The sequence below is a fragment of the Candidatus Thiodiazotropha sp. LNASS1 genome, from assembly GCF_964212655.1.
Classification (GTDB): Bacteria; Pseudomonadota; Gammaproteobacteria; order Chromatiales; family Chromatiaceae; genus Thiodiazotropha.
The window spans coordinates 58,850-72,831 of record NZ_OZ156465.1 but is presented as its reverse complement, the minus strand read 5'-3'; the positions used below and the strand labels follow the sequence as shown (position 1 = coordinate 72,831).

The window sequence follows — 13,982 nt, the reverse complement described above, 5'->3', positions numbered from 1 at the left end:
CTTAAACCTCATAACGATATCACTCTAGGGCTATTCAGCCGGCGAGCATATTCAAGATCCCGTCAACATCCAGCAACACACTCAACTCCTGTATGATAATACCTGCGTACCAGGGTCTTATCCCACTGCCGGAACGCCACCGAACTTCCTCTTTCTCCACCATTAGCGTATTGCAGATGGTGTCTACCGCCAGTGCTCTCCGTCCATCACCGATCAGCAACAGGTGTTGTGGTCTGATAGCGCTACTCTCATCCAATCTTTCCGGCATCAACAATCTGGCGCTGTTAACGACTACGACCTTTTCTTCCCTGTTGACGATGACGCCCAACGACCAGGCTGGCTGTCCCGGCAATTGACTTGCCTCTCCCGCAAAGGGGAGTATCCCCCTTAGTGATGAGAGCGGAATCCCCAATTTGATTCCATTCACCTCGAACAACAATACCTGAAACGCATCTGCAACCCAGTCCGGTTCATTGGGCTCAAGCGAAGTTTCAGCCCCGCCGGACGTCGGCTCCGATACTGTTGTCAGCGTAGACTCAGTATGCCTGTCATAGTTGATATCGGCATCGGGCAACGGCTCTTTAACCTCCACCTGGGGAGGCGTGACCGTCAAATCATCGATCTCTGACAACAGCGTATCGAGATAGCTTTTCAGTGCAGTATCAGGCTCTGCAATCTTGCTGACCGGCTGCGGCGGCTGAGACTGCCTGACCCGGCGATTCATGTGGCGACACCTGCTTGAATTACCGGCTCTTCACCTTCATCGAGCAGGTCGCGCAACAACCTTTCATAGGCTGCGACCCCCCGGCTCTGCGGCGCGAACAGCGCCGGTGGAATGCCGGCCTTGCTGGCTTCTCTGAAGAGCGTATCCACCGGAATCAGGCTGTGCCAAACACGCCCCGGATAGCTCTCCCGCATCACCCGGAGGCTGTCTATGGATGCCCGGGTACGCCGATCGAACATGGTGGGTACAACAAGGTATGGCAGAGGCACATGCCTGGATTTCATAACCATCTCCAGGGTATGCAACATCCTTTCCAAACCCTTGAGGGCGAGAAATTCGGTCTGCACTGGAATGATCAGTTGCTCACAGGCCGCCATGGCATTGATCATTAAGACCCCGAGTATCGGCGGACAATCGAGAATTACATGATCGTATCGGTCCTCCAGTTGAGTCAGTGCCTGCTTGATCACCAAACCCATGCCATCCAGTTTTCCCGCCTGACGGTCGAGGGTGGCCAGCGCCATCTCCGCGGGCATCAGATCCAGCCCTTCCGTACCTGTCGGATAGATCAGACTGAGGGGATCCACATGGCTTTTTTGTGCCACAGCTTTAAACAGGCTGTAGACACTCTCATCCAATCCATCCGGATCGTAGCGAAAATAGCTGGTCAGGGATCCGTGTGGGTCGATATCCAGCAACAGCGTCCGCAGACCCCATTGGGACAACATGCCACCCAATGAGACGGTGGTGGTGGTCTTTCCCACCCCGCCCTTCTGATTGGCTACGGTCCAGACCTTCATTGGCCACCTGTGGGGAGATCGATAACCCGGTCCTCACCGCCGCTCATTCCCATGATAATCAGGGAAACCCGGCGATTTTTCGCCCTCCCCGACTCTGTCCCGTTATCCGCAACCGGCCGATGCTCCGCATATCCCACCGCCGACAGGCGCTGCGCCCCGATTCCCATGCGTGTCATGAGATGGACCACGCTTGCCGCACGGGCAGCGGACAGCTCCCAGTTTGAAGGAAACTCCTTGGTGTTGATGGGACGATTGTCCGTATTGCCTTCGACCTGTATCTGGTTGGGTACGGTATTCAACACCCGGCTGATACTTCTGAGTGCTTTCACAGCCTCTCGCGAAAGATGGGCGCTGGCACTGGGAAACAGCATTTTGTCCTTCATGTTGACGATCACCCGGTCCTCGGTGAAACTGACGTCAACCAGTTCCTGATCGACATAGTCACTCAACATATCCTCGATGGTGGCAGCAAGAAAACTGAGCCGTTGCGTCTCGTTGTTGGGCATCTTGTGCATATCCAGGCCCGGATCCTGATAGGTGCCTGGCCCTTGAATCTGTTCGGTCTGGATCAGGGCGTTATCCTGGTCTAAACCTGCCATATTGCCTGAATTGCGATTGATTTCACCGACCTGTATCGGGTCGACACTGCGACTGTTTTCCTGAAAGGCTTCTGTGAGGGTTTGCGAGAGTACCCTGTATTTGCCCTCGTTGACCGAGGAAATCGAGTACATGACGACGAAAAAGGCGAACAGCAGGGTAATGAAATCGGCATATGAGACAATCCATCGCTCATGATTGACATGTTCCTGTTTACGTTTGCGTCGCTTGCTCATTGGAGAAAGCCCTTGAGCTTGGTCTCAATACTGCGGGGATTGTCGCCTTCAGCGATACCGATCACACCCTCGATGACCATCTCTCGGAATTTGGCGATGTTCTCAGACTGGGTTTTCAATTTTGCCGCAATGGGCAGCAAAAACAGATTGGCCAGTCCGACGCCATAGATAGTTGCTACGAATGCAGTGGCGATACCGCTGCCCAGTTTGCTCGGGTCCGCCAGATTCTGCATGACATGGATAAGACCCATAACCGCACCGATAATACCGATCGTGGGAGAATAGCCCCCCATACCTTCGTAGACCTTGGCCGCCTGGATATCGTGCTGTTCGCTTGCGTCCACTTCCATTTCCAGTATATCCCGCAAGCTCTCGGGTTCACTGCCGTCAACAAGCAGTTGCATGCCTTTACGGATGAAAGGATCGGGTTCTTCGTCCGCAATGGTCTCCAATCCCAGTAAACCCTCTTTTCTGGCGATATTGCTCCATGCCACCAGTTTCTCAATGGTTGCGCGCATATCCAGTCTGGCAGGCAAGAATACCCGGCCGGAGAGACGCAGTGCATGCAAAAATACCGGTACTGGCGTCTGCAGCAATATGGCTCCGATGGTGCCGCCGGTCACGATCACCATGGCCGGGCCATTGACCAGGGAGTCTATATGACCACCCTCCAGCCAATTGCCGCCCAGTATCGCGAGAAATGCGATGATAATTCCGATAAAGCTAAGAAAGTCGAGTCTCATAACACTCTCATCGGCACAAAATTCCTATTATTAACCCTGCTCATCTTGCACATTGTTCTATCTGCCAACAGGGCCTGTTTGGTTAGCGTACACAGGCCCTAGGATAACCTCGCTAAAAGCGGCCCAATCTCATCAAGCGCCACTACCCGGTCAGACAGACCGGCTTTTTCGACAGCTTGGGGCATACCGTAGACAACACAACTCTGTTGATCCTGGCTCCATAGACTTGAACCCGCCTGTTTCAACTTTTTGGCGCCCTGCAAACCATCCGCCCCCATCCCGGTCAGGATCACGCCCAAGGCCCGCTCACGGTAGCTTTCGGCGACCGAAGAGAGCATCAAATCCACGCTGGGATGGTAAATCTGGTTGGGCAGCGGATCGGTAATCCGCACCTGGTATTGTGAGGGCCCACGCTCCACCTTCAGTTGCTTCCCACCCGGGGCGACCAGACATTGACCTGCAATCAGCATGTCTCGATCGGTTGCCTCTTTGACTTTGATTGAACACACGGTATTCAATCGTTCCGCGTAAGCACCGGTGAAGCTGCCAGGCATATGTACCGCCACGACAATCGGCAATGGATAGTTGCGCGGTAATGCGCTTAATACCTGGCGCAATGCCACCGGTCCACCCGTGGATGCGCCGATTGCCAGAAGCTCGGGTTTCCGCCCGGCGGTAATCGAAGAAGGTGCCAATTTGGACGTGCGACTGGCATGAGAGTGGCCGCCGAGGACGCTTCGCACACTGCTCAGTCGTGATTGACCTACTGCCCTGACACGCTCCAGCAGCTGTTTGTTGGCCTCTTCCACACCACTGCCGAGATTGCTCATATCCTTGGGCAGAAAATCCATTGCCCCCGCATCCAAAGCGTCCAATGTCTCCTTGGCACCCTCCTTTGTCAGGGCGGAGAACATCAGGATTCGCGTTGGCGTCTCCGCCATGATTTTGCGTACTGCAGAGATACCATCAACTACGGGCATCTCCACATCCATGGTTATCACATCGGGCTTTAGTCGCCGGGCACGCTCAATGGCTTCCTTGCCATCTGCTGCAATACCGACGATCTCGATATCATCCGCCTGCGACAATGCCGCAGTGATCCGGTTTCGAAAGAAAGCTGAATCATCAACAATCAGTACTTTCAGTTTGGCGCCCATTATCCGATTTTTCACTCTTTTCGCTTTGTATGTGAGCAGGGCTGCCGGCCATCTTGCTCGTTCCCTTTAAGCTCAACTGAAACGGCCTGGATGTATTCGGGCCTGTTATCACTATTCCAATCGGCCCTAATACTTCTTGGCATACTTGCGCATCAAACCGGGCACATCCACGATCAGGGCTATTTTACCGTCACCGGTGATTGTGGCGCCGGCCATACCGTCCAGGCCCTGCAGAAGTGCGCCGAGTGGTTTGATCACAACCTCTTCCTGACCGATCAGGTGGTCGACTACCAGACCGACCTGGATATTTCCTACATTGACGATCACAACATGTCCTTTTGACCTGTCTTCATCACTGATCGGTTTGTCCGGAATCAGCCAGTTACGCAGATAGAAGAGTGGCAGAGCGCGCTCGCGAACCATGATAGTCAGCTGGCCATCCACCACATTGGTGCGTTTCAGATTGAGATTGAATATTTCAACCACACTGGCCAGGGGCAGTGCGAAGGGTTGCTGTCCCAAGACCACCATCAAAGTGGGCAGTATTGCCAGCGTCAGGGGCAGTTTGATTATAATGATGCTGCCCTGGCCCCATTCGGAATCGATCTCAACCGAACCGTTCATCTGGGCAATCCGGGTCTTCACCACATCCATGCCGACACCACGCCCCGAGACGTCGGAGATTTCGGTTTTTGTGGAAAATCCAGGTGCAAAAATAAGATTGAAACACTCCTTGTCGTCAAGACGGGCGGCCGCCTCGCTATCCATCATGCCTTTCTCTACAGCCTTTTTGCGCAGCACTTCCGGATCCATGCCTTTACCGTCATCGGCGATGGAAAGCAGAATGTGATCACCTTCCTGGGCAGCGGACAGTACCACCCTGCCCCGCCTCGGCTTGCCCTTCTCCTCACGTTCATCCGGCAGCTCGATGCCATGATCTACCGAATTGCGTACCAGATGGACCAGGGGATCGGCCAAGGCCTCGACAAGATTTTTATCAAGATCGGTGTCCTCACCCACCATTTCGAGATCGATCTCCTTTTTCAGACTCCGCGCCAGATCACGCACCACCCGGGGAAATCGCCCGAAGACCTTTTTAATCGGCTGCATCCGTGTCTTCATGACTGCCAATTGCAGATCGGAAGTCACCACATCCAGATTACCCACCGCGTTGGCCACATCCTCATCGTTCATGGTGGCCTTCAGTGTCGCCAGTCGGTTACGCACCAGCACCAGCTCACCCACCATATTCATGATATCGTCGAGCCTTTGGGTATCCACACGGACAGAGGTTTCGGCTGCAGGCTTGCTGGCGGCAGCCTTGGGTTGCTTGGGCGCTGCTTTCGGTTTCGCTTCTGCGGCAGCTTTTTTGGCTGGTTTGGTTTTTGCCTTAGCCGCCGGCTTTTTCGCTGGTTTGGCCGTGCTCTTAGGGGATGCCTTTTGCGCCGGCTGTCCCGCTTTTTTAGCTTTTTTATCCTTGGCCGCGTCATCCGGCTTAATCTTGTTCGGATCAAATTTCCCCGAACCGTGGATCTGGTCCAGTAGATCCTCAAATTCATCTTCGGAGATTTCGTCGTCGCCAGCAGGAGGTTTATCCGCTACTTTCGGTTTAACCGTATCCTTGGCGGTCGCTTCCTCCTTGCTCAGCTTATCAGGGCTGAATTTGCCCTCACCATGTATCTCATCGAGCAGGGCCTCGAACTCATCCTCTGAGATGTCGTCGGATGCCGCAGATTTTTCTGCCTTGGTTTGTGCCGGTGGCTTGCCGGTGAATTTGCCCTTGCCGTGCAATTCATCCAGCAGATCTTCAAACTCATCCTCTGTGATATTGTCGTCTTTGCCGGCTGGGGCGGGTTCCTGGATGGCATCCAGCAGTGTTTCGAAATCGTTATCACTGATCTCATTGGACGAGGATTGCTCTTTCACCGCAGGTGGTTCGGGTTGCGTCGACACCTCTGTATCGGTTACAGGTGCTTGCTCGTCCTGAGTGACTGTTTCAACTGACTCCGCAACCTCTTCCTCCTCAACCTCTTCCTTTTCGCCTTCCGGCACGGCATAACGGTTGAGTCGCTCGATCAGATCCCGGTCCGCGTGTTCCGGCATGACGCCTTCGCGCACCTGCTCGAACATGGCATTGACAATATCAAGCACTTCGAGCACGGAGTCCATTAAATCCGGACCCACACTGCGTTGCCCCTGGCGCAGTATATTGAAGACATCCTCAGCCCGGTGGCAAACCTCCACCAAGGGATCTATTGATAGAAACCCGGCACCACCCTTAATGGTGTGAAAGCCTCTAAAAACGGCATTCAGCAGATCGAAATCATCAGGTTGCTGCTCTAGATCCACTAACTGCTCACTAAGCAGCTCAAGTATCTCTCCAGCCTCGACCAGAAAATCCTGAAGGATTTCGTCGTTGACATCGATGCTCATCTAATGCTCCCGGTAGATCACCGAACTTTACCGAATGTTGTTGAAATCTATATCGGTCCTTACCTGTATAACTAAAATCCCAGGCTGGAGAGCAGATCGTCCACATCGTCCTGACTTGTCACTTGGTCTCCCTGATCCAGCCCTGGAATAGCCGGTCCTGCAAGCTCTTCTTTAACATCTTTTTTCTGATCAGGATCGTCCAGCTTGCTACCGGTAATACGCACCAGCATGACAAGTTTCTCTTCAACATCATGGACCAGGGTGATGACCTTGCGAATGATTTGACCAGTGAGATCCTGAAAATCCTGAGCCAACAGCACTTCCGAAAGGTTCTTATGCAGCTCACCGGCATCCGTCCCGGTGGTTTGTAAAAAACTCGAAAGTGCGCCACTAAGCTCTTTGAAATCATCTTTATTGAGCAGTCGGGAACGCAGTTTGTCCCACTGCTCTGCGAGTTCTGCAGACTGTTGTTCGATCTTCTCAATCAGCGGGATACTCTGTTCAACCGCTGTCAAGGTGCGATTTGCGGATTGCTCGGTCATGGTAATGACATAGGTGAGCCGCTCCTTGGCATCGGGTATCTCCACATTCGTCATGTCAGAGATACGGGCATCGAGCAGGAAGCCGTTTATGGCATCATGCAGTTCACGTGTGAGACGACCCACCTCTTGAAACAGGTCATCATTTTTCTCTGCCGGCGTCAGACTTGAAATCAAACGCTCGGATTCCGCATCATCACCGGCTTCCAGGCTGATAACGAGGGACTTTGCAATCTCTAATCGTTGTTGGTTATCTGGTTGTCCCATTTTCTACTCCCGGCCCAGTCTCAACTTAACCCACGCGTTCGAAGATCTTATTGATCTTCTCTTCCAAGGTCGTGGCGGTGAATGGTTTGACGACATAGCCATTCACACCTGCCTGCGCCGCTTCTATGATCTGCTCTCGTTTCGACTCCGCCGTCACCATCAATACCGGCAATGCGGCCAACTTGTCATCGGCCCTTACGGCTTTCAGCAGATCGATACCGGTCATCCCCGGCATATTCCAGTCTGAAACGAGAAAATCGAAATTCCCGCTCTGTAACATAGGTAGCGCGGTAAGACCATCATCCGCTTCCTGGGTGTTGTTAAACCCAAGATCGCGCAATAGATTCTTGATAATTCGCCGCATGGTGGAAAAATCGTCCACAATGAGGATCTTCATATTCTTGTCCAATGCTACCTCCATCCTGTTACCGCTGATAACCAATCAGCAGATCACAGGCCAACCATTACTCTTCGTCATGTACCAATGAGAGCCAATCTGTCAAACGCGACCGCAAACGCAGCGTGGCCTGACTGTGTATTTGGCAAACCCTGGACTCACTGACACCCAGTACATGCCCTATCTCACGAAGATTCATCTCATCATCGTAATACATGGCAATAACCAGCCGTTCGCGATCAGGCAAACCGGCAATTGCTTCCGCCAATGCCTTCTTGAAGGCATCTTTCTGTAAACCGTCAAACGGAGTATCTGCTGGCCCTTCCCGTGCAACAGGAAAGCCATCACTCACTGCAGTCAACTCATCCAGACTGAATATGCGGCATCCTGTCGAATCCCGCAGAATCTGGTGATAGTCCTCCAGGCTCATGCCCAAGGCCTCGGCCACTTCCACATCACGTGCGTCTCGGCCTTCATTGTTCTCGATTTCCCTCATCGCCTCTGCAACCATGCGTGCCTTGCGATGAACAGAACGTGGCGTCCAGTCACTGCGCCGGATCTCGTCCAGCATTGCGCCGCGAATGCGGATACCCGCATAGGTCTCAAAACTGGCGCCCTGCGTGGGATCATAGTTTCTACTCGCCTCGAGCAGACCCAGCATCCCCGCCTGAATCAGATCATCCGCCTGAACATTCGGTGGCAGCCGATTCATCAAGTGATAGGCAATCCTTTTCACCAGTCCGGCATGTTGATCCACCAGATCATCAAAGTTCTGTTGTTGCTGCATGGCGGTGTATGTCGCTAAACCGCTCACCGTCATATCTCCCCGTATTGGCTAGAAAATTGGATCAATCGCTCGACGAAAAACTGCAAATCACCGCTGACACCCGAGGGTACAGGCCAGTTATCGGCCTTTTTGGCCAAATTCTTGAATGCCTGTGATACTCGTGAGCGCGGATAGGCCTCGACTACGGGTTTTTGACTTCTTACAGCCTTCCGCAGTTGTTCGTCATATGGGATGCTGCCCATATAGTTCAGCATAACGTCCAGGTATTGATCGGTTACCCGGCACATTTTATTGTAAAGGTCCCGCCCCTCCTGCACGCTCTTCACCATATTCGCCAGGATACGGAAACGACTGATTCCGTGTTCCCGGTTCAGTAACTTGATAATCGCATAAGCGTCCGTGATGGATGCAGGCTCATCACATACCACAACAATCTGTTCCTGTGCCGCACGACTGAAACTGATCACCAGATCGGAAATACCGGCAGCCGTGTCGATCAACAAAACGTCCACATCATTGGCCACTTCGCTGAAGGCATGGATCAATCCGGCATTCTCGGCGGGTGTCATTTCAGCCATATGCTGGATTCCGGAAGCGCCTGGCACGACCCTCATGCCTTTGGGCCCGGTCACCATGACATCTTCCAGAGAGCATTCACCCTGCATGACATGGGAGAGATTTCGCTCCGCATGCAAACCGAGGATCACATCCAGGTTTGCCAGTCCCAGATCGGCATCGAGCAGCATTACCCGACGGCCGAGTTCGGCGAAGGCAACGCCCAGATTGGCTGATATACTGGTTTTTCCAACCCCCCCTTTACCACCGGTGACCGCAATCACTCTCACTGGTTCCGGGTTGATCATCCTGCGTAACCCTGTCGCCTGATCTTCGATCTGTTCAGACATGTGCATAGTCATTCATTCCCCCGAAAGCCATCGCCAGATACTCCTCATCCGGACTGCTGCCCATCAGCTCGGACAGCTCCACTGCCTGTTTCATCAACCTGTCTGCATGGGCGTTTTGAATATCCTCCGGCACCCGCTGACCGTCAGTCACGAAGGCCAGCGGCAGTTTTGCATCGAGAGCGGCGGACAACACACCCCCGAGCGAGGCGGCCTCATCCATCTTGGTCAGGATGACACCAATAGGTTTTACGATATTGAACGCTTGGATTGCGTGACTCAGGGCCGAGCGTTGGGTGGTTGCGGAGAGGGTCAACAAAGATTTAACGGGATGATTACCCTTGTGCAGCAGCGCCAGGCGTTCTGTCAGCTTGAGGTCTCTCTGTCCCATACCGGCGGTATCTATCAAAACCAAACGTTTTTCCGCGAAGGCATGCAGGGCATTGTTGAGCTCTTCCGGTGAGGTGACGCTGCGAACCGGCACATCGAGGATTCGGCCATAGTTTTGTAGCTGCTCCTGAGCACCGATCCGGTAACTGTCGGCCGAAATCAGGGCAAGATGGCGATTGCCGTGACGCAGGCAGAATCTGGCAGCCAACTTGGCAATGGTGGTGGTCTTTCCGACGCCGGTTGGTCCCACCAGCGCAAGGGTGCCGCCTTCATCGAGCAGGTCCTTTTTTATAACCGGTATTTCTGCACCGAGCTGGGTCAAGGCCTGACGCCATGCCTGTTCGGGTGTTTCGGCATCTTCCACACGATATGCCAGTTCCTTACAGTGACCCGTATCCAGTCCCAATGCCATCAGTCGGCGGATTAAATCCTGTGTCTGGGGTCGACGATGCCCAAGGTCGCGCCAAGTCAACTCAGAGAGTTCGTTCTCCATCATCCGTCGCAATGCCTGCATCTCCCGACGCATCTCTCTCAATACCGGATCCTGACTCCATTCGACCCGGGGCTGCTCCTGTCTCTGACTTGATTTGGTGTCTTGATAATCCTGCTTGGGTTTTACAGATTGTTCGACATCGCTGCTGGTTGCATAGGCTGTCCTGGCCGCAGCAGACAGGGTCGTGCTGTCTTCAGACAGTGATTGGGATGCGGGTTCGATGGCGGTTGGCTGGGTAGCATTGAATGCGGATTCGTCATAATCCGCCGCAGCCACCAGTTCAATCCCGCCCTGCACGTTCTTGTTGGAGAGAATGACAGCGTCCGCACCCAGCACCTCTCGCACCTGGCGCAGAGCCTGCCGCATGTCAGAGGCAAAAAAACGTCGTATCTTCATAGTCCGCTATCCCCGGCGGTCACTCTGGGTCGAGCTTGCGCCTGTCAACCTGCTTATCCACTCTCCGGCTTTATTATTACGCTACCGGTCTCAGCCAGTACGGCGTTGAAGCCAATCGCTCCCATCAGGGGTTCAACACAATTACTGCAATTACTGTTCCAATCCCTAACACATCGGGAATGGCAAGATTTTTTACCTTTAATACAACAGGTTGGAAGGACAGCTAGATATGGACGCTGTACCGGCGGACCTCAAGCAGACGCCGGTCTCTTGACTCCCTACCTCTATCCGCCAAGGATTCGGCACTGCCTGGGTTGTGATTAAGGTTCCTTGTTCCGATACAGAAAATCGGCAGGATCTGTATACAGCATCGAAGTCACGGCTAAGTAATCCGATATGAGCGAGGCCTGCCGGAACTGTCGGGGTGTGTCCGGGCAGACGCCACATCCCGCAACGCTCAACGACATTGGACAGGAACATGCAGTCAGTATTGGACAATCAGAGGTGTTTCACCTGGCGTCAGCAATTGCCTGGGTGACTGTTTTGATTTCAGCGCTCCTGCGATACAGCTCCAGCGATATGACTTTCTGTGGTCGCAGAAATTTTAGGTCAAATTGCGCACCACACGAAGCAAGGATGAAGATCAGCGCCTCCGCCCGTTCTCTACTCACCAGTTCCAGCGTACATGACTCTCTGTTTACCAGCGATTCAGCCGCACGGTTTAGCGCCATACCCCGCAAACAGGTGCAATGGTGGAGTCTTTGACAGTAATCGAGATGTGACCAGTTATCACTACTCAGCCAAGCACACTCGTCTGACCACCCCTTTATGATTAACTTGATCATTTGATAAGTCCTTACCGAGGTCGAGCGCCGGCCACCCCTCCAAACGCCACCTCAGATCATGCTCCTGCCGTCACTATCTCATATTCGGCAGTTGGCAGCCAACTCTGACACCAGCTTAGCGCACCATCAATCACCGTTTGCCGTATTACCGATTGTCGTAACCACCTTGATCTGTCGATTGTCGGGTATTTCGTTGTAGGAAAGAATATGCATCCCCGGAGCCGCGTGCTTGGCGAAGCGAGCCATCCAGGGTCTGATCGGCGCAGCGACCAAAAGCACACCCTCCTGCCCAGTGGCCTCCATTGCGGCAGAGGTTTCGGAAAGCGCATTCTGCAATCTCTCCGCCAGCCCCGGTTCAAATCCCGCCTGCCCCTCTTCAGATGCCTGCAGGGTTCTTTGCAGCAGTTGCTCCAGGCTCGGATCCAGCACAGCCACCGGTATCTCCTCGGAACTACCAATCAATTGCTGCACGATTCCCCGCGACAGCGCAACCCGGACAGAAGCCGTCAACGCCGTTGGATCCTGAGTTCTTTGTGACTGCTCCGCCAGTGTTTCTGCGATGGTACGGAAATCACGGATGGGTACATGCTCCGTCAGCAGGTTCTGCAAAATCTTCGTCACCACGCTCAATGAAAGCGCCTTCGGAACCAGGTCTTCCACCAGTTTCGGTGCGGTCCTGCCGAGCATATCCAGGAGCTGCTGTGTCTCTTCATGGCCCATCATTTCGTTGGCATGGGACTGTAGGATTTCACTCAGATGGGTGGCAACCACGGTACTGGCATCCACCACGGTATAACCCAGGGTCTGTGCATGATCCTTCTGATCCGGATCGATCCAGACCGCATCCAGACCGAAGGTTGGGTCCTTGGTGACGGTACCCTGTAACTCTCCGAATACCTGTCCTGGATTGATCGCCAACTCACGATCAGGAAAGATATCCGCCAATGCCACAGAGACACCATTGATCGAGATTCGATAGCTGTTGGGATTGAGATCCAGATTGTCGCGAATGTGCACCGAAGGGATAAGGAAGCCAATCTCCTGCGAGAGCTTGCGCCTGACACCCTTAATGCGATTCATCAGCTGCCCGCCCTGATTGCGATCGACCAACGGGATCAGGCGATAACCCACTTCGAGTCCTATCAGATCGACCGGTTGCACATCCTCCCAGCTCAGTTCACGCTGCTCCGGTTGCTCCACCGGTTCTTCTATGACCGGTTCTTCCACCGGTTTCATCTGACGTTGCCAGATCATCCATGCGCCTGCCGCGGCAGCCGCAGACAGTGTAAGAAACGCAAAGTTGGGCATTCCCGGAATGATACCCATCAGAAACAGCACTGATGCCGCTACCGATAACGCCTTGGGACTGCTGAATAGCTGACTGACGATCTGTCCGCCGACATCCTGGCTGCTGGCCACCCGGGTGACAATGATCGCAGCCGATGTGGAAAGTAACAGTGAGGGGATCTGAGCCACCAAACCGTCACCGATGGTCAGCAGCACATAGTTCTGCAACGCCGTGGAGAAATCAAGCCCGTGCTGGGCCATACCGATGGAGAGACCGCCTATTATATTAATGAAGAGGATCAGTATCCCGGCGATAGCATCACCACGAACAAACTTACTGGCACCATCCATAGCACCATAAAAGTCCGCTTCACGGGCGATATCCTCACGCCGTGTCCTGGCCTCATCCTGATCGATAAGGCCGGAATTGAGGTCGGCGTCGATTGCCATCTGTTTTCCGGGCATCGCGTCCAGGGTGAAACGTGCACTGACCTCAGAGACTCGGCCCGCACCCTTGGTCACAACCACAAAATTGATGATCACCAGGATCAGAAAGACCACCAGGCCGACAGCATAGTTACCACCAATGACAAAGGCGCCAAAGGCTTCAATCACTTTACCGGCGGCATCACCACCGGTATGGCCTTCCAACAGAACTACCCGGGTGGATGCCACGTTGAGGGCAAGACGCAGCAGCGTGGCAATCAGCAGCATGCTGGGGAAAACCGAGAATTCGAGGGGTCGGCGAGTGTAGACCACCACCAGCATCACCACCAGAGAGAGGGTGATGTTGAAGGTAAAGAATATATCCAATGCAATCGGTGGCAATGGAATCACGATCATCGTCAACAACATCAACAGCATGATTGGCGCACCCAGCCCGCGTGCGCCTGTTTGTCTGACATTGTCGAGGATTGCTGTGGCGTCCATTGTTACACCCTTGGTAAGTTTTGTGTTTTGAGTTTTGAGTTTTGAGTTATGGGTGTGCA

At 53.6% G+C, this 13,982-nt stretch carries 13 protein-coding genes; all 13 read right to left on the bottom strand.

The features are described from left to right. Window positions 1-34: 34 nt before the first annotated feature. The 13 genes from AB8516_RS00355 to flhA all read right to left on the bottom strand — a co-directional run bounded on the left by AB8516_RS00355 (window position 35) and on the right by flhA (window position 13,923). Window positions 35-724 carry a chemotaxis protein CheW gene (locus AB8516_RS00355; protein WP_369156950.1) on the bottom strand — a complete coding sequence of 230 codons (690 nt, stop codon included), beginning with the start codon at window positions 722-724 and terminating at the stop codon, window positions 35-37. After that, the gene (locus AB8516_RS00350; RefSeq protein ID WP_108294444.1) at window positions 721-1,524 is read right to left on the bottom strand and encodes a ParA family protein; all 804 of its coding nucleotides are present in this window, start codon (window positions 1,522-1,524) and stop codon (window positions 721-723) included. Before AB8516_RS00350 ends, AB8516_RS00355 begins: the two co-directional genes overlap by 4 nt. Next, window positions 1,521-2,357, bottom strand: a complete 837-nt coding sequence (motD, locus tag AB8516_RS00345) for a flagellar motor protein MotD (protein WP_369156948.1) — start codon at window positions 2,355-2,357, stop codon at window positions 1,521-1,523. Before motD ends, AB8516_RS00350 begins: the two co-directional genes overlap by 4 nt. After that, window positions 2,354-3,100, bottom strand: a complete 747-nt coding sequence (locus AB8516_RS00340) for a flagellar motor protein (RefSeq protein WP_108294440.1) — start codon at window positions 3,098-3,100, stop codon at window positions 2,354-2,356. Before AB8516_RS00340 ends, motD begins: the two co-directional genes overlap by 4 nt. A 98-nt stretch (window positions 3,101-3,198) precedes the next feature. Then, entirely contained in the window at window positions 3,199-4,257 is a 1,059-nt protein-coding gene (locus tag AB8516_RS00335; protein ID WP_369163206.1) for a chemotaxis response regulator protein-glutamate methylesterase, read from the bottom strand. Between the two features lie 126 nt (window positions 4,258-4,383). Then, window positions 4,384-6,690, bottom strand: coding sequence for a chemotaxis protein CheA (locus AB8516_RS00330; RefSeq protein WP_369156945.1), 2,307 nt, complete (start codon window positions 6,688-6,690; stop codon window positions 4,384-4,386). Between the two features lie 71 nt (window positions 6,691-6,761). Then, complete coding sequence (locus tag AB8516_RS00325) at window positions 6,762-7,496, bottom strand: protein phosphatase CheZ (protein ID WP_108294434.1); 735 nt, start codon at window positions 7,494-7,496, stop codon at window positions 6,762-6,764. A 25-nt stretch (window positions 7,497-7,521) separates the two neighbouring features. After that, window positions 7,522-7,905, bottom strand: a complete 384-nt coding sequence (gene cheY, locus AB8516_RS00320; protein ID WP_069128097.1) for a chemotaxis response regulator CheY — start codon at window positions 7,903-7,905, stop codon at window positions 7,522-7,524. Between the two features lie 55 nt (window positions 7,906-7,960). Then, the gene (locus AB8516_RS00315) at window positions 7,961-8,707 is read right to left on the bottom strand and encodes an RNA polymerase sigma factor FliA (protein ID WP_108294510.1); all 747 of its coding nucleotides are present in this window, start codon (window positions 8,705-8,707) and stop codon (window positions 7,961-7,963) included. Between the two features lie 2 nt (window positions 8,708-8,709). After that, a complete protein-coding gene (locus tag AB8516_RS00310) occupies window positions 8,710-9,543 on the bottom strand; it encodes a MinD/ParA family protein (protein ID WP_369163204.1) in 834 nt (277 codons plus the stop codon). A gap of 34 nt (window positions 9,544-9,577) precedes the next feature. After that, window positions 9,578-10,861, bottom strand: coding sequence for a flagellar biosynthesis protein FlhF (gene flhF / locus AB8516_RS00305; RefSeq protein WP_108294430.1), 1,284 nt, complete (start codon window positions 10,859-10,861; stop codon window positions 9,578-9,580). A gap of 509 nt (window positions 10,862-11,370) precedes the next feature. Then, window positions 11,371-11,706 carry a hypothetical protein gene (locus tag AB8516_RS00300; RefSeq protein WP_369156941.1) on the bottom strand — a complete coding sequence of 112 codons (336 nt, stop codon included), beginning with the start codon at window positions 11,704-11,706 and terminating at the stop codon, window positions 11,371-11,373. Window positions 11,707-11,832: 126 nt separating this feature from the next. Then, a complete protein-coding gene (flhA, locus tag AB8516_RS00295; protein WP_369156939.1) occupies window positions 11,833-13,923 on the bottom strand; it encodes a flagellar biosynthesis protein FlhA in 2,091 nt (696 codons plus the stop codon). Window positions 13,924-13,982: the final 59 nt, after the last annotated feature.